The organism is Pantoea sp. Fr+CA_20, assembly GCF_024520835.1.
Lineage (GTDB): Bacteria > Pseudomonadota > Gammaproteobacteria > Enterobacterales > Enterobacteriaceae > Pantoea > Pantoea allii.
In genome coordinates this window covers 65,769-85,832 of the sequence record NZ_JALNPN010000005.1, presented here as the reverse complement: position 1 = coordinate 85,832, position 20,064 = coordinate 65,769, and the positions used below count along the sequence as shown (strand labels likewise).

The following is a 20,064-nucleotide window of genomic DNA, read 5'->3' as shown; positions in this document are numbered from 1 at the left end:
GTGATGATTTATTGCAGCGTGATGCGCAAGGCAGCCGCTGTTGCAAAAGGGGCCAGCGTGGCACTGCCAACCAGCATGGCACCCAGCAGCGCCAGATAACCGCCAATGGCTAACCCCTGCCCCGCCGCATCGATGGCGGCGCTGGCAAAAATAAGGACCGGAATCGCCAGGGGTAAAACCAGCAGGCTGAGCAGCACGCCGCCGCGACGCAACCCAACGGTCAGCCCAACCCCGATGGCACCTAAAAAACTCAGCGTTGGCGTACCGAGCAGTAGCGTTAATGCCATGGCCCGCCAGCTATACATATCCAGTGAGAGCAACATGGCAACCAGCGGCGAAAGCAGAATCAGGGGCAGGCCGGTTACCAGCCAGTGGGCGATCACTTTGCCCATCACCGTGACCGGTAGCGGCGTGGGCGATAATAAAAGCTGTTCCAGCGTTCCATCGAGATAGTCGTCACGGAACAGCCTTTCCAGTGCGAGCAGCGAGGAAAGCAAGGCGGCAACCCAGACAATGCCAGGGGCAATGCGCGCCAGTTGCTGTGGCTCGGGTCCAATGCCCAGCGGGAAGAGCGTGATGACAATCAGGAAAAACCACAACGGATTGACCACCTCTGCCCCTCGACGAAATGCGATACGCAACTCACGCTGGATAAGGCGAAACAGCATTAATGACACTCCACGCTTTTCAGACTGATTTTGGTTATTTCTCCGCGCCAGCCGGGCAAAGCCTGATGGCTGGTCAAAATCAGCGCCCCGCCGCCACCCAGGTGGTCGGCAAACCGGGCGATTAGCGTTTCAACGCCGGTTTTATCGATGGCGGTTAAAGGCTCATCCAGAATCCATAACCTTGCCTGAGTCAGCCACAACCGTGCCAGGGCAATGCGACGCTGCTGCCCCGCAGAGAGTTGCGATGCCGCGACGTCTTCATAGCCCGCCAGCTCAATGCTGGCTAGTGCGTTAAAAATTTGTTCATCGCTGCACGTATGATGATAAAACCGCAAATTTTCCAGCGGAGAAAGTGCCGCTTTGATACCCGGAAGATGGCCCAGATACAGCATGTAACGGTGCCATTCGTCGCGTTGCCGCTGAATGGGCTGCGACTGCCACAGCACGTCACCCTGTTCTGGCGTGCTTAATCCCGCCAGGACGCGCAGCAGTGAGGTTTTACCGGCCCCGTTTGGCCCTTCAATTTGCACAATGTTGCCCGCTGCCACGCTAAACGTAAGCGCCTCAAAGAGCGCACGCTCATCACGAACACAAAGCAGATTGATGATTTCCAACATGGGAGGGTAAATCGCGCCAGCCAAATAAGGCGGAAATGATAGCACAATGTTGCAATCTGCCGAAGACCGCGCGCCTCCTGCTTTCCAGCCTGTTGTAGACATTCGTGCTTTACGCGTAGTGCAACGGTCAAAAAGCGCGCTCCATTAAAATGTTGTAACTTTTGTTAGCAATTGCAGAAACACTTTCACACACCAAAAAACGTCTACGCTTATAACGCATTTGCACTGTTACCAGGAGAAAACATGAAGCCTTCATCAAGCATGAATCAGGGCAAAAATGATGTTGATAGCGAAGAAAAGGACGAAGGCAAAGAGGATATCGAGGTAAATGAAGATGCCCTTCCCTCACGCGCTGCCGCTATCCACGAAGAAATTCGTCAGGATGGGGAGAAAGAGCTGGAGCGTGACGGCATGGCCCTGCTGTGGTCAGCTATTGCGGCCGGTTTGTCGATGGGCGCGTCGCTCATGGCAAAAGGCATTTTTCAGGTTCATCTGGACGGCGTACCCGGAGCCTTTTTACTGGAAAACCTGGGCTACACCTTTGGCTTTGTGATTGTCATTATGGCCCGTCAGCAGCTTTTTACTGAAAACACCGTAACGGCCGTGCTGCCGATAATGCACAAACCGACGATGGGCAATGTCGGATTACTGCTGCGCCTGTGGGGCATTGTGCTGTTGGGGAATCTCATCGGAACGGCATTCGCGGCGCTGGCGTTTAACGAGATGCCCATCTTTGATGAGGCCACACGACAAGCCTTTACCGATATCAGCATGAAAGTGATGGAACACACGCCGGGTGAGATGTTTGCCAATGCGGTGATTTCAGGCTGGATTATCGCCACGATGGTCTGGATGTTCCCCTTTGCAGGGGGCGCCAAACTGTTTGTGATTGTGATGATGACCTGGCTGGTCGCGCTGGGCGATCTGGCGCATATCGTGGTGGGTTCTGTTGAGGTGTTTTACCTGGTATTTGACGGCAGCGTACCCTGGACCGATTTTATCTGGCCCTTCGCTATCCCGACATTGCTGGGTAACCTTACCGGTGGCACGCTGATTTTCGCCCTGATTAGTCATGCACAGATCCGTAATGATATGGGCGAAGCTGCACAGGCCAAAGCGAAAGCCGAACGGCGAAAAGCAGAGAAAAAACGTCAGCAGCAACAAGAAGAACGCTAAATTGCTGACAGAATGAGCAAACGCGCGGCAGTGTAGTGAATCCTGCCGCATAACTGCGTTATACTGCGCTGGCGTCTCCTTAGTTAAATGGATATAACGAGCCCCTCCTAAGGGCTAGTTGCAGGTTCGATTCCTGCAGGGGACACCATATGTTAGCCCACCTAAGTATTTCAAAGTCTAGCCAACTCTTTAAATTCAAACACTTACCTCTCGCCAATTGCCCATTGACGTTTACCGCTGTATTTCAAAATCCACTCTGTTTAGTTGGTACATATGTTGGTATGTTAAGTTCGATATTGCAGATACCATCATCTGAGGGTTTTTAGTATGGCGCTCACAGAGTTAACAGTAAGAAATACAAAGCCTTCTGATAAGCCTGTCAAGATGACCGACGGTAATGGTATGCATCTTTTGATTACCACAAGTGGTTCCAAATACTGGCGTTTCCAGTATCGCTTCGCTGGCAAACAGAAAATTCTCGCACTGGGTGTTTATCCTGAGGTTTCATTGTCTGAAGCCAGACGACGAAGAGACGAAGCTCGTCAGCTTGTTGCAAACCATGTAGACCCAAGTGAGAAGCGAAAAACGCAAAAGATTGAGAGCAAGGGCTTGCTAACATTTGAGCAAGTTGCACGACAATGGCATACCAGTAACAGAACATGGTCAGAAAGTCATAGAACAACTGTTTTGAACAGCCTTGTTTCCCATGTGTTCCCTGTCATCGGCAAACGTAATATCAGCGAGCTAAAAACTCGTGATTTGTTGGTTCCTTTGAAAAAAGCAGAAGCTTCAGGACACCATGAACTGGCTTCCCGCTTACAACAGCGCATTACGGCGGTAATGAGGTATGCCGTTCACAATGCTTTGATTGAACAGAATCCTGCAAACGACCTCACTGGTGCTGTTGTTTCCACTAAAAGTGTTCATCGCCCTGCCCTTTCTCTGGAACGATTGCCAGAGCTTATGAATCGTTTGGAAGCGTATAAAGGAAGAGGCATTACCCAAATTGCAGTGCAGTTAACACTCCTGACCTTTGTCCGTTCGAGTGAACTGCGATTTGCTCGCTGGTCAGAAGTCGATCTCAAAAATTCACTGTGGACTATCCCCGGAAAGCGACAACCTATGAAAGGGGTAAAATATTATTCGTAGTCATACCCGATACAAGAAGAAAAACTAATAAAGCCTTATTGAATAAGTGATACAGCGCCGCCAAAAACTAATTTGGAAAGTATTTTGTTAAGTTTTTATGTTTTTTGATCTTAAAACTTTACAATTTTTAAATCATGAGATTTCAAATTAATATTCATCTTGCCGCTTTCCCATAGTAAATATCTTCCACCTGATTCCAGTATTCCTCTTGAATAACTTTAGCTTTACTACGGAGTTCATCTCCCATATGAATTACCAATGCTCCTCTTTCCAACATGTCACATAGCAAAATTTCACTTATATCTTCAGTGCTTAGCTTGAGAAGATTTATGTCATCTGTCATAAATGAATCTTCATCTGGGAGAAGATCCGGCATTGTGTCAACATAATGGTTAAGCATACTTCTTTTAATACTTAAGCCACATAGCAACACATAGTCTTCGCCCTTTTCTGTCTTTTCTACAGCGATATTAATTTCATTCTTTGTGAATTTCTTTGATAACCCTCTCAGTAGCTCATTACATTTGACCACTGATAGTATGCTTTCATAAATATAATTTCGACTCTCTTCATCTAACTCTGATGACAAATGGAATGAGCTTAGTTGGCTATATTCAAGGTAATAGCTTAAGCAAGCCACAGATTTCTTAATCAATGTATTCATAGGTAATAATCTAATGGCTTCAGTATCGAAAATCTTATCAAAGGTTTCTTGACTCACAAGCCTTGAAAGGTTTCCAATATTTAGGAATTCTTTGATTTCCACATTGTCCTCGCTTTGTCGTTGTTGTTGTTGATCTGGATACTTACTATCCAGCCTTTCTCGAATTGTTGATGGTGTCAGAAACCCATTGATCAATCTCCGCCTCAATAAAAGCCACAGCTCTCGAACCTAATTTGATAGGTTTAGGGAATCTATTTTCAGAAATCAATCGATAAATCCATGCTTTCTTGTAACCAGTTTTATGTAGCACTTCAGGTAAGCGAATGAGTCGTGTGGTGCTTGGAGTTGCTGTATTCATGATTGTATCTCCTCGTCTTGTCGATGAGTTGATACTAAGTAGACGGGAACAGGCTTTGAAGGGATTTAGTGGACATTATTACTTGTGGGCCATTACTACATTAGTGTCTTGGGGGACGTTTTTTTTAAAATACTCCCCCTTGACATTTTTAAAAAAAAGGAAGTCAAACTCTAATAAATCTGATCAATCTCAATTATTAACGACTTTATGACGGTTTTTTTTCGAACACCAATAATTACTTCATAAATATAGAATTGTTATCTTTTGAAAGAAAAGTATTCTTTAAATGTGTTTAAAATAGTTGTTGTATTGCTTGGTAGTTCAACAACACCTGTTTCTTTATTAAAATATGCTTCAAGAACTGCTATGTAAGCGTGTCCAACTGCCTCAGTCAATGCTATAGCTGTTGTTGCCGAGATCGCTCCACCAATGACACTGCCCACACCTGGAATGAATTTTAATAAATTCGAAACTACAGCTTTTCCAACCTGAGCAATGGCAGTTATTCCTAATATACCAGTAACCACGCTGGTTGCATTTGATATATCAGAGCTAAGTTCAAACTCCGCATTTATCTTATAAATCATAGTGCTTTGAGCAGCGGCTATTAGTGGTGCATCTGAACCAGGTATGGGTGATGCACCGACTACACCCGCAGCAACGGATGCCGCATGAACAACTTTTCTTGCACTGCTTTTCATTGCTTCAAGTCTAATTTCAGACTTTACTACTTGAGCCTTTTTTAGGGCGTTAGTTGCCCCTTTAACTCCCTCTGGGAGTAGTTTCAAACTAATATTAAGTAACTCATCCATACCATGAGATGGTATAGTAATACTTTTGTTAATCCTGTAGTCAGAAGAAAGAACCTTCACGTAATTTAGTTTTTTTATTTTATTTTTCTCGCTGGTGATTTCTTTAATCGCACATTCTATAAACTCATCCTCGGACTCACCATAGGCTTTCGTAAATACTACAATTGTTGGAATTTCATATTCTTCCGTCAACTTCAAAAGTTCAATATCTCTTGGCTCAATTCTTGAGCTTGAGGAATCCACACATAACCAGCCAAGATGAGGCACATCATCAACATGTTTATACTCTTCAAAGCTATTCTTTATATCTTTTTTGAGTTGACTAATGGTTTGTTCGTAATCTTTTGCTTCAATTCCTTTTGTATCCCATAGAACGACGCCTTTCTTTTTAGATTTTATTTTGGTGAGATGTTGGGTTACAGGCTTACCTTTCCCTGCTTCCGCTAAATCTTCGCCAAAAAATGAATTTACTAAAGTGCTTTTACCAACACCTGTAGCTCCAAAAATAATTATGTTGAATTTATCTTTGCCATTAAAAGCGTTGTCTTCAGCTTTTGCCGAATCGAAAGTATTAGTTTCTTTATTATATGCATCACCAACAAACTTATCAAAAGCATCAAATACATTGGAGGCTTTACTACCCATTTAATTTTCCTTAATTAACAAGATAAAAACAATCGTAGCTACCGTAATAATCTATGGCATTTTGGTGTAATAAATTTCTGTTGATCTGCGAAGCTTAAAGGTAGTTCTGAAATGATTGTATTTCGGATTTTTCTTAATTACTACGTATTTTTCAGATATCTTTTGCATAGCTATAGAACTTAAAGCCTTCTACGATTTAACCTTCGCTCTAACTCACTCTTTCACTTAAGCTTTTGGTGATAAGTGGGTAAATTTTAACCATTGTCGATAAGCAGATATATACCTAAATTAATTCTCGCAGTTTTGACAACGGTATATCTATGAGATGGCGATTCTTGTTAATAAAACTCTCAATGTTTTTACAGGTCTCACCTGACATAGCTTTCTCAGCTATTGGACGATCAGTGTCTTTGAGTTGCTCATCTCCTCGAACCTCATCTGTGAGCTTAGGATAAAGAACTCTGGAAAGGATGGTGTTTGAAAGAGAGACATCATTTAACTTAGCCCACAAGAGCAGATCAATCATTGGAAGGATACGGTAGTCAACCAACTTTAGAATCTTTCCCAGCCCGAAAGCCTCTTGCTTCCTGCCCTTGATTCCATACTCTTTCCTCCACATAGGAAGTAGCGCACGAAGCGAGCCTATGATTTCGTCATCCGAAGAGCTTTCGAGGTCAAAGTAGGTATACACACGGCTTTCGTTTGTTCCCAGAACAACGGCTCTCATACTTTGAGTAAGTGGCTTCTCCCTGACATCTTTCTTAAGTTGATCACTACCTTTGACAAACGATTCTTGCGAGAACATTTCAAGTGATCTTCTGAGGCTTTCAATATGACCAAAAGTGACTTGTCGTATGTGCGTTTGGCTTTCTGCCAGATGAGTGTCGAGGTCAATTCTTTTACTGAATAGAGGGTTACCTGCAAGGATCTGGTCAAAATAATCATCTCCTTCTCCAAAAAACTCAATTGAGTCGAGGATGTTCTTTCTTACCTGTAACTCCTTATGTAAGCCTTTTAAAGTGCAAGACTTGACATCAACATAGTTGTCGTAATCAAACCAAGCCTGTAGCTCTTTGTAGATCTGAACCGTATCCATACCGAGGCCTTACATTTGTGTTTTTATAGCTCAATGTAGAAGTCAGCTCATCATCACCTTGAACCAGCTCTTCAATCAACAAGCTGTGAAACAGTAACAACGACTGATAAAATTGAGTATAATTAAGACGATTTTTTAAGTGTCTCACAATAGTTTTTAAGGTTATTTTTTAGTGTTGGTATCTATGATGGTATAAAACACTTAATTTCAATAAAAACCTTTTAAATCAGTAAACTAAACGCCAGTTCGATTTCTGCAGGGACACCAGATTTTATCCAATCCACCTCCACTGAAAAAAAACAAACCCCCTTCAGAATCGCACTCAGCAATAAACCATCTATAACCGCCGCGATCCGACATGAATTTACTACGACGACTTTTTGCGGGCATGTTGTGGGCACACCGAAAACTATGCCCGGAATTATGCCCACATGGTGACTGTGAAGCAGATTGATGCCGCACGCCCAAAAGAAAAGTCATATCGCCTGGTGGATTCTGCTGGCCTCTACCGCAGCGCTGGTAAAAAGCCTTCCCGCTGGCTGGCAGACCCGCATTCAGGAACTCCAGGAAAAAAAGATGGCATGGGTGGAGACCAAAAAGGCCGAAGCCGCTGCCACGGAGAGCGTTGAGCCGCTACGCCAGAGCCAGACTAAAACGGAACAGGCAAGCCGGGACAACCGTCCGCGCTTTCGTGAGCTTCTGGAGCAGAACGGCGGCACCGTCACGCCTGAGGTGAAGGCGCTGCGCGCGGAGTATCTGGAGCAACAGAAAACGGCAACCAGGCTGGCCGGGCTGATTACCCGGAGGGAAAAGCAGCTACCGGAGCTGGCCGACGTGATCGGGCAAAAGGCTCACGCTTACGTCACCTGCCATGAGCGCATTATGGACGAGCGAATTGATGCGCTCATCAATGAATTCTTTCTCTTCCACTCCATTGAGCTGACCAGCCTGCTCAGAATGAAGTACAGCCAGTTTGAACGGTATGACTCAGCCCACGCACCGGGTGTACTTGAAGGGGCAAACGATGCAGACACGCTGTACCGTGGATATATTATGAATCTGATGCTGAGCTGGACGAATACAAAGCTGCCGCTGATGTTCCGTGATGATGTTATCAGCCTTGCAGGCCCGTCCCCCTTCAGTGGGGCCAGAACTGACCAGCGCAGGCGGTTTCACGGTCAGAAATAAAATTACCGCAGCCAGCCTGTACCTTTTTACGTCTGCTGCGTGAGTGCATGTCTATGCTGTATGAAAACGCATAAGTCTCAGGCATCCAGACATGGCAGCAGAGACCAGCATCGGCACGGCATGGAGCCACTCATACAGGTGCATGAAAACCGCTGCATGAAGTGCGCAGGCGTGGCGGGCTACGAGCGCGTGCCAAGAAGAAGAATCTTGAATTATTTATATCTCGATGATAATTTTTTCTCGCTTCTAAATCTTATACTAATACTTTATCTCTGAGGGAAAAACATGCATAGGATCGTTCAGGCACATCTTGAAAATTTTGCAAAAAGTTTTGGTATTGAATCACTCGGACAAGATGTACAGTTCGAGATGTTTTCTAATAAGTCTATATTGACCCCACACATTTGCACTGACTTCGAATTAGATGACGTGACCACAAGTGAAGCTGACGATGGAACCGACGGAATAGCAATAATAATCGATGAAGAGCTATGCCTTTCTCCTGAAGATACTAAAACCATCTTTGACAAACCTAAAAGAAATCACGATGTTGAAATACATTTCATTCAGTCAAAAACAAGTGAATCATATGATTTAGGTGATTTTCTGAAGTTTAAAGAATCTGTATTGAAGTTTGTCGACATTGAAGATGATTATCACGTTCATGATGATCTGCAAAATAATGCTAGGGAAATTTTCGACGTTATAATTAAAAATGTACCTAAGATTAGAGATGGGAAACCGAAGATATTTGTTAAATATGTCGCGACAGGTGTCTATAAATCACCTAAAGAGCTTGATAATGCGAGAAAGAGATTTATTGCTGAGCTTGCAGAACTTGGTTTTTTCTCAGAAATAAACATAGAATTCATAGACAGGGATAAATTAACGAAATTATGGGTTAGTACATACTCTAATATAAGTGCTGAACTTCCCACATTTAGTCTTGCACCTCTTCCATCAATCAATGGAATCGACGAAGCTTATCTTGCTGTTGTAAAAGCAGAGGATTATGTAAACAACCTTTTACTGACTGAAGATGGTACTTTACGAGGTCATGTATTTTTTGAAAATGTAAGATCATTTCTCGGTGTGGACAATAATGTTAATGCAAAAATTGCAGAAACAATAAGAAATAAGGAAGCCGCCTCAAGATTCCCTGTACTCAACAATGGAATTACTATTGTAAGCCCTGATGTGAGAGTTCAAAATAACAATATACATCTTGAAAATTTCCAAGTGGTAAACGGTTGCCAAACATCTAACGTACTATATGAATGTCGTGAGTTACTAGATAGCAATATGATGCTCAACTTAAAAATAGTCGAGACTTCAAACGAGGATGTGTTCTCTGAGCTGGTGAGGGCTACTAATAGTCAGACTAAAGTTGATGAGAATCAATTTCTCTCGCTTAAACCTATAGCGAAAAAGGTTGAGGCCTACTTTGATTCATTCGATGGTGAAGATGCACGTTTATTTCTTGAAAGACGAGATCGTCAATTTGCAGGGCGTGATATACCTGCAATAAGAATATTCCCTTTAAATCTTGCTGTTAAATGTGTCGCTTCTGTGTTTTTCAGACGGCCTGATCTTGCATATCGTTATCCACAAAGGATGTATGAGCAACTTGCCGAAAAAATATTTGCGGATGATATTAAAGAAGTGGTTTATTATACGGCATGCTTAGCTCTTTATCGTTTCAACTTGCTAACATCAAATGCAGACATCCCTCAGAACATTAGGAAATATAAGTGGCACATCATCGCAATCGCCTGCATATTAGTAGCTGGAAAAGTAACCCCAAAGCCTAATTCTAAAAAGATGGAAACCTATTGTAAGAAGATTATAGATAAGTTTTCAAAACATGATGCCGATGTTGTTGCTTTATTTGGTAAAGCCGTAAGTATAGTTACTACAACAAACGACCTTTCTGATGATAAAATGAAGCGTCAATCATCCTTAGAAGATCTAATTAAAGAGATTTAATAAACTCCCGCTTGAATAAATAAATCAAGCGGGACCAACCGCATGTATAGTAAGTTAAAATCTAATGCTTAGTTATTATATTTGACAATATTTTTCTTAGTTCCTGTAACTGGTTTATCCTTAGCCCTTCACTTTCCCGCTCATCATTTCAACTACCGAAATAGGCCATTCTATGACTTTAATGAACTATTCCCATGGATTAATGATATCGAAAAATGAATAAAGATAACTAACAAAAAGATAAAATACTTTCGATTCCCGCAGAGGGCACCATCTATACCTCCACAGTCCACTTTATCTCTTTACAGTCATTCATCTGAAGCGAGCGGTTCCAATTAATACACCTCAATGTTAGCTATGGCTTCATAAGCAAAGTGGGGGCAACTTGTGAAAGAGTCTTTTAGGACGAAAAGATCTCTCCTGTCTCCACGAAATTAATGCCGGGATTTATGCACCTCCCCTATATCCATTATATGTATTTGTTCCCTTTCATAACCCATGTGACTTTAAGATTTAAAAAGCCCGGTTAAACAAAGACATCGTATCGACAGCTTTTCTTTTGATACAAAAAAACAATCAAAATGTCCTAACCCCCCATTAATTAATACACTGCGATGTTAGCAATATTGTCATAAATCTGATAACGCATCTTGCTACCAGATTCCGCACGCTGACAGCTTTAGCAATAGTAGCGTTATGCTTGGCTGGATGGCATGAAATCGATTTTGATAATCTAATTGGGGAAATTCACAAAGCCAGAATAAAAATGAAACGTCCTCATGCTGTACCACGATCGATTCAATCCTTGAGCGTCCTTTGTAAGCCGGAATAAATAACCGGAAACGACCACCTTATTTTTGCTGGACGATACGATGATTGAATCAACCCCGGCTTTTAGCACTGTGTTTATTTTTCTGTCTGCTGTTTCAGTTCAGCATAATGGGCTGTCAGTTGTTTCAGATGCATTTCCAGTTGAGACCGGGCAGCAGCAGGTAATGGTTCCCCCGCAGGATGTTGTGACAGTGCCCGCAGTTGTTCTTCAGCCGGTATGGATTGATTAAAAAATTGCATCGTGGAAAAGACCACTGATTTCAGCTCACTGATCGTCATGTATTTTCCCTTTTGCTCATCCAGTCCGTTCAACCTGTCACTTAGTTTCTGTAGCGTCATCATTCCCTGATGCCAGCCATTCAGGCGTTCTGTCGGCAACGCGGCAGCATTAAGTTGTTGCTGCCATTGCTTTATCAGGGGTTTTGTCTGCTCCGGCCACAGTGCCCTGGCCTGTTCCAAAAGCTGTCGACTCAAGGCGATATTCCAGTCAGGAGGCAATTTATCCAGTCGGGCAAGTTGCTGCTGTGTTTGTGTTATCACTGTTTGTGATGAAAGTGTTTGCTGACGCAACATATCCAGTTGTTCAGGCGTGAGCGTTGCAGGTAAAGGCGCCAGGGATGCTGCAAGCTGAGCCTGAAGCGGGTCAGGCCGGTGAAAATACTGCCAGCTCCACACTGCGACGGTGCTTATCACCAGCATGGTGAACATCCCGGCAGCGAAGGATGTCCGTTTTTTTACCGGAGCAGGTATTGCCGCCAAAACGTCCACATTCGCCTGATGTTCCGCCTGCGCCACGTACACCCACTTCACTGCGCTTTCTGGCGTATTCTCAGGCGAGCTACCCGCAAGGTCCCTCATGGAGGCTTCGGCATCATGCATCACGGTGGCCGGCAACACTATACCGGACTGAACCGTCGCCGTTGTATTGGTTGTCCCATCGCTGTTTTCCAGCCGGACAGCGCAATTGTGCATTAAGGTACGCAAGGTATCGAGCTGGCTGAGATGTTTAAGCTCCAGGCGCTTGAGCACTTCCCCGATACCGGTAAGCCGTTGCTCAGCCCGGTACAACTGGCTGAGGTCGCTGTAATTGATCGGGATCGAACGCATCCGTTGCTGCAAACGCTGACTCAGACTGCTGAGGATTTCCATGCGGGCATGGACGGGCTGCGGCCACAGCGTCCCCCATTGATGGCTTATCAGGGCGTCGAGTATCGCAAGTCCTTCATTAAGGCCGACCAGTCCGGCCAGTTGCGTTCGGGCCAGCGTGTACCAGGCTGCCGTCTGCAGTTCCACACCGTTCTGCTCAAACAGTGAGAGGCAGCGTTTTTCAACATATCGCCAGTTCACATCCGGGCGCGCTGGATGTGTGAGCTTACTCAGTTCATCGCGCAGAGCGGCGTAATCCGCTAATGTGCGCGGGTCGCCACCGGTTTTGATTTTACGAGGGGGGATGTCATTCATGACCAGTTGTCCGTTTGACGTAAAAGGAGCTGTTGAGGGTTATTGCTTATGCGGCTTTGCTTTCTGCATATTCGAGACTCTGTAGATACTGAAGTGCCACCGGGTCAGCGATGTATTCAACCTGCCCGTGGTGGCGTTCCACCTCATCAATAATCCTGCTGAGCTCGACCCGGAAAAACTCCTTGCGCAGGTTAATCCTGTTAATCCGGTAACTTTCCAGATGGTCGTGAAGAGTCTTTTCAAGTGCGGGTGCGTCATCGCAGGAAATCATGGCGTGAACGTCAAAATCGAACGGTACGGCTGCTCCGCTCAGTTCTTTCACCCGCTCCATCGGTTCCAGCCGGCGGGTCATACCGATTTTGAAGACGTTTTCACCGAAAGAACCGATGTTCGAAATGACATACACATGTCCCTGTTTTGTCAGCTGGGCCATGGATTTGGCGCGTTCATACTGCAGATGTACCTGTTGGATTTTCTGTTCCAGTTCCAGACGCTGTCTTTCCAGTTCTTCCCTGTGGGCACCTTCAGCGGCGAGCAGGGCTTCGTCCAGTAAATGCTGTTGTTCAGCAAGGCGCTGTTCTTCCTCTTCCGCTTCCCGCTGCTGCCTGTCCAGCTCTTCCTGCCGCTGCTTCTCTTCCCGCATCTGACGTTTCAGCTCAGCCTGATACTCTTTTTCTTCCTGCGTTTTTTCGAGCAGGACAACCTTATCCAGAAACTGCTGTTTCACACCTTCCCAGTCGGCATTATCTTCGAGTTTCAGAAAAGTGATGTTCTCGCTGATAGCAGCGTAAGCGTCTCTCTCCTTCCTGAGCTGGTCGTACTTGCTTTGCCAGTTATTTACCGTGGTACCGGAAAGCAGTGTTTTGACTTTGAATTTATACGCAGAGTCCACGATGCGCTGCAGCGCCCGTGACGCTTTATTTCTGGCAGTGTGAAATTCATCCCACTGACCGGCAAGATGTTTCTTTTCCTGATACAGGCTGCGGGCCACTTCAGTCATGACTCGCTCGTCAAAACCTTTTTCTTTTTGAGCGAGGTCCGATACAGCCTGTTCAAGTTCCGCTGTTTTCTTCTGGAATCCCCGGTAAATGAAAACCCGTATGATCAATGCAACGGCTATCAGTAAGCCAAAGAACAGACCGATGATTCCGACCGGATCCGACACATATTCAATAAATTGCTCATTAAGATTAATTAATGCTCTTACCACGACATAAATACCCCAGGCAATTGCGCCAAGAATAGCCAGAATAACACCTACTGAATTGTCATCTTTTTTTCTTCGTGCCATGTTTTATTTTTTCCTTTACTCTTAAAATCCTGACTATTTAATCTAAAAAACGAGAAAGGGGATTAATATTGGTTCCCTGAGCAAATCGGTAAATGGGTGTATCCGGGCTTGCTGGCCATATAGAGGGGAGCGCATGTAGGCGGTCGGGGTTGCGAACTAACCGGTTCGTCGTTTTCTGCAACGCGTTGCGGTTTATGCTTTTTCGCAGTTGTTACTTTTTTCGTCTTAGCTTTGCGAGTGGAAGTGGAAGGTTTTACCTGATTGCTGGTTTCTGAGGAACCATATCCGGAGCAGAACCGCTTCGACTGACTCAGGCTCCCGTCATTACAGACAAAACGTCCATCCGATGTGCAGTTTGCAATTCCACCCTTTGAACCGGAACAGGGCTGCCTTCCACGCGCAGCATCGGCTTGTGCCGTAAACAATATTCCTGAGACCAGAAGAAAGATTAATTTTCTCATTTTCATATTCATTATTTATTTCGTTACTTTGGGGCTAAGTAATTCGAAAGCTATTAACCATTTCATCAGGAAAACTTGCAATGATTCAAAGCAAAAAATAATCATTAATTTTTCATCACCCGCTATGGCAGAAGCTCAAAAATCAGGTTAAAGAAAGTGCTTTCATCAAAACCCTGCCCAGAGGGGGATAAAGCACCAGGCGGAGTAAAGGTCCACTTGTTCACCGTTCCTGACCGCATAAATAGTCGCCCCAGAGTCCTAACGAGTCCTCCATTTTGGAAGGCCACCTCCATACACCCGGTCACACCCTGACCATACAGGAATACCGGCACAAATTTTACAGACCAGTCATCGATACGCAGAAAGAAACTGTGATTTTACTGACAGGATGTGATCTCGCCTTAGAGACGGGTTGTTTTGTCGATATACTGCTGTTGCTTCAGATGCCTCAGGAGAACGCGCCCCTCGGGCATAAACTCAGTGCCATAGCGCACCAGACCAACACCGTTAAGTTCCGCATCAATGGCGTAGCGCAACTCACCGGGAATTTCCTGATCAAGCAGCAGCACCTCAATAGACTTCAGGCGCGGCTCATACTTCAACAAAGCGGCTGACAAAGTCGACATCAGTTTATATGCGGTGCCGGGAAGTCCCTGCAGGATGGTGGTCATATCCGGCAACCCATAATCTGGAATATGTGCCAACGTTCCGGCACGACAGTTAAGGATACGTTGCATATTATCCAGCACCGAAAGGATGACCTGATTTTCTTCACTGACCTGTTGAAGATCGAGATCACCGACAAAATTGCCATAAAGCAACTCGCACAGAGACGGGGGATTTTGATTCATGGGCCACTTCCTTCATATTACGATTAAGCTCAATCTACTCAACATTAACATTGCTTTAGTTATATCATTAATTATAAAGAGTCAAACTGTTCAAGATAATTCGAATGCAACGATAGCACGGTGGCAATACAATTAGTCATCGCTCCTGCACTACTTAATAAAATCAATAAGTTTCTTTCTTCATCACGATATGAACAACCATCCCAATTACGATTATCAAGTTTACTTTTTAGCTGTACTTGAGTTTTTTTAAGGGGGGAATCCAATAAAAGAGTTATTCCATAATTTTCAATAGGCATAACACAAAGTTCTCTTTCAATCAGAAAGCTAACATATGCTTCTAATTGCTCAATGCTTTCAATTCTAATCATGATCCTTTAGCTTTCCATAATTGAATAGTAGTCATAATCTGCCGAGGCCACTACGCATGCGAAGCATTATTTTCTTCATACTCCACACACCATCTGTACCCTGGCAATGACGGGATATCAAGTAATCGGCGTTTTAGAATAAATAAAGATGAACGACCCAAGGGTCACTATTTAGCAAGAGTCACTGACGGTTACAGGTTACACATCAGGTTTTTCCAGTGAACGAATAACCAGGAAATCCTGAGAGATGCCAACATCTTTTCCCGTTGCTTGTCTGTTATGAATAAACCAGGCATACATATCTGAGGGCGCATTATCTTCGGGGAAAGGCTGAGGCTGACCAAGATAAGCTGCATGGGCGTAATCGAGAAAACGCCTCGCTCGCCTCAATGCAGGCCTGTAGATATCAGGCACGATTTGGATACGCTTATCATTAGGATGGTTTTCCATACTGTTCTTCATTCTTATTGCGGCATCATGGACATCTTCCAGCCAACCCCAATGTTTGTGCAACACATCAAGTTCATTCTGGTAGTGCCTTGAAGTTTCTTTTGCCTGTGGTGAAATCCCCAATAATCCGGCAGAAGCACCGGCGGAGGCTAAAATATCACCACGTTGTTTTTCATACTTCATGCATTCACAGCGGTATTGATAATATTGTCGCCCAAGCCACTCAATATAGCTGTCCAGATGACGGTTCTGTGCTCCGATACTGACAGTGTTAAAAGGCACCGCTTGCTGATACAGCTTTGTCCATTGAGCGACAGACTTATTCTTAACCTTATCCTGCATGATGAAATAGGCAGCAACATCAGTATCCGTCTGATCTAGTGTTTGTAAATCTGGAAATGGAACACCAGCCATCGGCGCGGCGCGGTACATCCGGTGAAGGGCCACCCGACAAAGTTCTGCACTCGGTTTTTGTTCATTTGGCTTCAGGCCTCCGCCTACGTCCTCTGCGCAGCCGGGTAACAGCTCTTCCTTGTGCTTATTATTACTTCCACCAAGACAATAGATACTCCGCCATGGCCGGTTTTCATGTGCTGCGACCAAGTGCAGTGCATTTTTAACCGTATCTGGCAATGCCGATTCCTGATCAACAGACTTATCGCCCATCAGCACGCTAATGCCTTTTATTGGCCCCCCAAAAGCAGAAATAAACCAGTCCACGCCATTATTATTACTGGCAGGGGTATGACGAGTACAGTCAAACAGGCCTGCAAAAACAATCTCTACGGAGATCCCCTGGTAAGTATGTTTATCACCCTGCTTCTGGCAAATATCATCAAGCATTATATCAATAAATTTACGTGCAAGAGTTGCTCCGACATCGTATCCAAAGAGTGAAATAGAGATCAGTTTTACCGGTACAGGGCTCTTAATTTTGATGTTTTTAAAAGCTTCTTCAAATGTAGCTTTTGTCGAAGTAATTCTGGTATCAACACCTGTTACCAACATCTCGGCAATAGTGGGATTATCGCGCAACCAAGGTGTCGCCTCTATACCCGATTTCTTTGTGGCATTTTTAACTACATCGCCCGCCTGCGATTTACACTCTGAAGGGCTTATCAGTTTTTTTCCTGAGTCCTTTAAAACCTCCCACCAGTTTCCACTTTTCAAATAATCCAAGGCAGCATCTTTCGCCATTTCTTTTGGGTGATTTTTAAGGTCATCCATAACAGAGCTCTGGGCGCCATCCATGATGGTATGAAGTTTTGACGTTAGATTTTCTTTGAAGGGAGTACCTAATCCGGAAATATAGAATTTTGAGTAGTTTTCATGTGATGTATCTTGTTGCACAATGGGGAAAGCCCGAAATAAACGAGCAATGTTACTTAGGCGGTTCTCTGATGCATCCTGTTCAATATTACGATGAATACCATCAAAAAAGAATCCCACCTGCCAGGTTCTATTACAATTCCCTATATTTGCATCTTCAGCTTGCTGTGCACGGTTCGCAGCCGCAATTATGCTATCGATATCCATATCTATCATTCCTGTCAGTCGTATGCTCTAAAATCGCTTCAGCATTAGGACTTACGAAGCCGGTTCCCCACCATAGTCGAACTTTATCTCCTGGAAAAAAATAAACATGGAGATAATTTTCTTCCCATTTCCTTTCTGGCATTGGCATCACAACCCGACGTTTTTCTTTGCGAAGCCCAGCATCGTACTGGGCCCGCGTGGTGCTTAATGTCCATATTACTTCCGCTGTTTTCCCACTGATACTGCCACAACAAGTTGATCCACCAGGTCCCGAAGCATACGGATTATTTTTATCATGTGCAGAAGAATTTGCCCCTGCCACGCCGTTAACGCTAAACCCAAGAATCGGCCTGTCAATTTCACTGTGAATGATCAATGTTACTGGACCCGTCGGCGGCCCCCAGATTGATGACCAGATTAGCCAGCCACCGTATGCCAGAACCACCGCCAATAAACTGCCCCAGATCCATTTACCCCAGCGGGCATAACCGCGATCCACGGCATTATTAACCTTGTCGTAAGACTTAAAAAATCCCATTTTTATTTCTCTGGCTCACCCGCTATTTAATATTTTCTGGCCGTTTTTCATAAGGCGACCAGGCATTATCACTCCAGCCCAGTAACACCTTATCCCCGGGCAAAAAGTGAACATGCAAATCATTCTCTCCCCACTTTCGTTCTGGCATTAGCATTTCAACACGGCGAGTTTCCTTGCGAAGCCCTGCATCATACTGAGCACGTGTGGTGCTTAATGTCCATATAATTTCCGCCGTTTTCCCGCTGATACTGCCGCAACAGGTTGCCTTACCACCTCCGTGAGCAAACGCATTTGGCCCCGCCACTCCGTTGACACTGAATCCAAGAATGGGCCTGTCAATTTCACTGTGAATAATTAATGTTACTGGCCCCGTCGGCGGCCCCCAGATTGATGACCAGATTAGCCAGCCACCGTATGCCAGAACCATCGCCAATAAACTGCCCCAGATCCATTTTCCACCGCGGGTATAACATTTATTGATAGTTTTATCTATTTTTTCCAAAGCATTAAAGAACGTCATTGCCAACCTCATTCATCTCAATGAAAATATTATCGAGTAAATGTTTGCTCAACCCTTTTTGATTTCTCCAAATAAGGAATACACACACATATCAGGAAAAGAGGATGAACAAAAGACGCTAATACTTGCTTCAGCAATAGATCATCTTCATAGTACCCGTAACGGGAATCATAGCCTAATGCGTGAAACCATAATAAACTGGCACAGTCAACAACCGAAATTAATACAATAGAATAAATAAACAACCTATAGCGAATTACGAAAATAGATTGTTTTCTAAAAAATGCAACCAGAGCCAGAACAATTACTACAATGCAAATCACACTTGCAACACAAGATATTAAAAAAAACAATTTCTCAGACGAGTGCTTAAGATCGAAATATATCCGGGGGCGAAAAAAAAGCGCCAAAAGTGAAATCCCATAGACAGTAGCCATCACTATCAAATGAAATGCTATAAGCACTAACCACCCACTTAAACCCTCAGGCATACTCTCTTTATTGAGAGGAATTTCTTTGTCACTAGTCGTTTGTTGCTTTTCGGTATCCATGTTTTTCATTCCTTACCTTACATATTTGAAAAGAGTTTCATCACTACATCCGAGAGTGATTGCTTTCCCTGTACAATATTAAATAACTGTTTCCGTAACGCCTCAGATTCTAATATGTCTTTTCTACCGCCCAGATAGCAAAGCGCATAAAACACCCGATCCTCAGACTTTGCCAGCCCTATCCCCTCTGCTTTATTCAGCGCCTTGATCACCATCAATCGCTGCGCGCAAGGCGGAAACGCCTTGCTGGTCGGCATTTTCTGCCATTCTTTCAGGACACTGGTCACTTCCGGCTTATCCGTAATCTCCTCCCAGGTAGCTTTATCAAGCCTGATAATATGATTAGTGGGCTTATCTACTTCCGGGGGATTTATGGCAAGCGTTTGCCACTGCGTTTCGCCAGGAAGCCACCATTGTGTGATGCCGTTGAACAGAAAGGCATGCCAGTCGTTCTCGGCACACTGCGCCAGCACACCGATAACGTGGCTCGCATAGAAGCGCGTCAGCGCCGTAGAACCATCCGGCTGCACAATAGTGCATCCACGTGATAACTGCACTGCCAGCATTGATGAATAACGCGTTGAAACAATGACTGCGGCACATCCCGGCAAAGACGTCAGGTAGTCAGGTAGCCGCTCTGCATTATCAATTTCCAGCAACCAGGGACCGTAGTTCTGAAACTCTGTCAATTGAGGATGGATATAAAGAGAATGCAGCCTGTCTTCATGCTTCGTTTTAAACGCCAGAAAATCCTCTTCCAGCTGCGCTCCGGCTTCAAACAGCAGGCTGATATTCTCGTCTGAACTGCAGGATAACGCTGTAATGAGTTCTGTACTGTCCATTG

At 44.5% G+C, this 20,064-nt stretch carries 19 protein-coding genes, 1 tRNA gene and 2 pseudogenes; 5 read left to right on the top strand and 17 right to left on the bottom strand.

All coding sequences use genetic code 11. The features are described from left to right. Window positions 1–8: 8 nt before the first annotated feature. Together ccmB and ccmA are read right to left on the bottom strand one after the other, a co-directional pair. A complete protein-coding gene (gene ccmB / locus NR177_RS08745) occupies window positions 9–668 on the bottom strand; it encodes a heme exporter protein CcmB (protein ID WP_218995441.1) in 660 nt (219 codons plus the stop codon). Further along, a complete protein-coding gene (gene ccmA, locus NR177_RS08740; RefSeq protein WP_256852698.1) occupies window positions 668–1,285 on the bottom strand; it encodes a cytochrome c biogenesis heme-transporting ATPase CcmA in 618 nt (205 codons plus the stop codon). The genes ccmB and ccmA overlap by 1 nt, the downstream gene beginning before the upstream one ends. Before the next feature lie 243 nt (window positions 1,286–1,528). Between ccmA and NR177_RS08735 the strand changes: the two genes are divergently transcribed. The 3 genes and pseudogenes from NR177_RS08735 to NR177_RS08725 all read left to right on the top strand — a co-directional run. Next, window positions 1,529–2,461, top strand: coding sequence for a formate/nitrite transporter family protein (locus NR177_RS08735; RefSeq protein ID WP_096010926.1), 933 nt, complete (start codon window positions 1,529–1,531; stop codon window positions 2,459–2,461). Window positions 2,462–2,534: 73 nt separating this feature from the next. Beyond that, window positions 2,535–2,609 (top strand) — tRNA-Arg (locus NR177_RS08730). 179 nt (window positions 2,610–2,788) lie between these two features. Further along, window positions 2,789–3,601, top strand: a pseudogene (locus NR177_RS08725) (tyrosine-type recombinase/integrase); the annotation flags it as partial. A gap of 163 nt (window positions 3,602–3,764) precedes the next feature. On the opposite strand, the gene NR177_RS08720 reads toward NR177_RS08725, so the two are convergent. The 4 genes from NR177_RS08720 to NR177_RS08705 form a co-directional block, all read right to left on the bottom strand. Then, a complete protein-coding gene (locus NR177_RS08720; protein ID WP_256852697.1) occupies window positions 3,765–4,376 on the bottom strand; it encodes a hypothetical protein in 612 nt (203 codons plus the stop codon). 43 nt (window positions 4,377–4,419) lie between these two features. Further along, window positions 4,420–4,632, bottom strand: a complete 213-nt coding sequence (locus tag NR177_RS08715; protein ID WP_210494171.1) for an AlpA family transcriptional regulator — start codon at window positions 4,630–4,632, stop codon at window positions 4,420–4,422. A 257-nt stretch (window positions 4,633–4,889) separates the two neighbouring features. Next, window positions 4,890–6,089, bottom strand: a complete 1,200-nt coding sequence (locus tag NR177_RS08710; protein WP_256852696.1) for a GTPase — start codon at window positions 6,087–6,089, stop codon at window positions 4,890–4,892. A 283-nt stretch (window positions 6,090–6,372) separates the two neighbouring features. Then, a complete protein-coding gene (locus tag NR177_RS08705) occupies window positions 6,373–7,185 on the bottom strand; it encodes a DUF6387 family protein (RefSeq protein ID WP_256852695.1) in 813 nt (270 codons plus the stop codon). A 453-nt stretch (window positions 7,186–7,638) separates the two neighbouring features. Between NR177_RS08705 and NR177_RS08700 the strand changes: the two genes are divergently transcribed. After that, the gene (locus tag NR177_RS08700) at window positions 7,639–8,373 is read left to right on the top strand and encodes a hypothetical protein (RefSeq protein WP_256852694.1); all 735 of its coding nucleotides are present in this window, start codon (window positions 7,639–7,641) and stop codon (window positions 8,371–8,373) included. A 285-nt stretch (window positions 8,374–8,658) separates the two neighbouring features. After that, a complete protein-coding gene (locus NR177_RS08695) occupies window positions 8,659–10,359 on the top strand; it encodes an AIPR family protein (RefSeq protein WP_256852693.1) in 1,701 nt (566 codons plus the stop codon). A 906-nt stretch (window positions 10,360–11,265) separates the two neighbouring features. Here NR177_RS08695 and NR177_RS08690 read toward each other — a convergent pair. The 11 genes and pseudogenes from NR177_RS08690 to NR177_RS08645 all read right to left on the bottom strand — a co-directional run bounded on the left by NR177_RS08690 (window position 11,266) and on the right by NR177_RS08645 (window position 20,062). Further along, window positions 11,266–12,651, bottom strand: a complete 1,386-nt coding sequence (locus NR177_RS08690; RefSeq protein WP_256852692.1) for a VasL domain-containing protein — start codon at window positions 12,649–12,651, stop codon at window positions 11,266–11,268. Between the two features lie 46 nt (window positions 12,652–12,697). Beyond that, window positions 12,698–13,942 (bottom strand): GIY-YIG nuclease family protein, encoded by a 1,245-nt coding sequence (locus NR177_RS08685; RefSeq protein WP_256852691.1) that lies wholly within the window; start codon window positions 13,940–13,942, stop codon window positions 12,698–12,700. A gap of 62 nt (window positions 13,943–14,004) precedes the next feature. After that, window positions 14,005–14,403 carry a hypothetical protein gene (locus tag NR177_RS23975; RefSeq protein ID WP_372340337.1) on the bottom strand — a complete coding sequence of 133 codons (399 nt, stop codon included), beginning with the start codon at window positions 14,401–14,403 and terminating at the stop codon, window positions 14,005–14,007. A gap of 122 nt (window positions 14,404–14,525) precedes the next feature. Continuing rightward, a pseudogene (locus NR177_RS08680) lies at window positions 14,526–14,765 on the bottom strand (hypothetical protein); the annotation flags it as partial. A 39-nt stretch (window positions 14,766–14,804) separates the two neighbouring features. Then, window positions 14,805–15,254 carry a type VI secretion system baseplate subunit TssE gene (gene tssE / locus NR177_RS08675; RefSeq protein WP_256852690.1) on the bottom strand — a complete coding sequence of 150 codons (450 nt, stop codon included), beginning with the start codon at window positions 15,252–15,254 and terminating at the stop codon, window positions 14,805–14,807. 71 nt (window positions 15,255–15,325) lie between these two features. After that, complete coding sequence (locus tag NR177_RS08670) at window positions 15,326–15,625, bottom strand: hypothetical protein (RefSeq protein WP_256852689.1); 300 nt, start codon at window positions 15,623–15,625, stop codon at window positions 15,326–15,328. A gap of 198 nt (window positions 15,626–15,823) precedes the next feature. Further along, on the bottom strand, window positions 15,824–17,611 hold the full coding sequence (locus tag NR177_RS08665) for a phospholipase effector Tle1 domain-containing protein (RefSeq protein WP_256852688.1): 1,788 nt from the start codon (window positions 17,609–17,611) through the stop codon (window positions 15,824–15,826). Then, entirely contained in the window at window positions 17,598–18,149 is a 552-nt protein-coding gene (locus NR177_RS08660; protein WP_256852687.1) for a DUF3304 domain-containing protein, read from the bottom strand. Before NR177_RS08660 ends, NR177_RS08665 begins: the two co-directional genes overlap by 14 nt. 22 nt (window positions 18,150–18,171) lie before the next feature. Further along, window positions 18,172–18,669, bottom strand: a complete 498-nt coding sequence (locus NR177_RS08655; RefSeq protein WP_256852686.1) for a DUF3304 domain-containing protein — start codon at window positions 18,667–18,669, stop codon at window positions 18,172–18,174. Between the two features lie 29 nt (window positions 18,670–18,698). Further along, on the bottom strand, window positions 18,699–19,220 hold the full coding sequence (locus NR177_RS08650) for a DUF2569 family protein (protein ID WP_256852685.1): 522 nt from the start codon (window positions 19,218–19,220) through the stop codon (window positions 18,699–18,701). 17 nt (window positions 19,221–19,237) lie between these two features. Further along, complete coding sequence (locus NR177_RS08645; protein ID WP_256852684.1) at window positions 19,238–20,062, bottom strand: DUF4123 domain-containing protein; 825 nt, start codon at window positions 20,060–20,062, stop codon at window positions 19,238–19,240. Window positions 20,063–20,064: the final 2 nt, after the last annotated feature.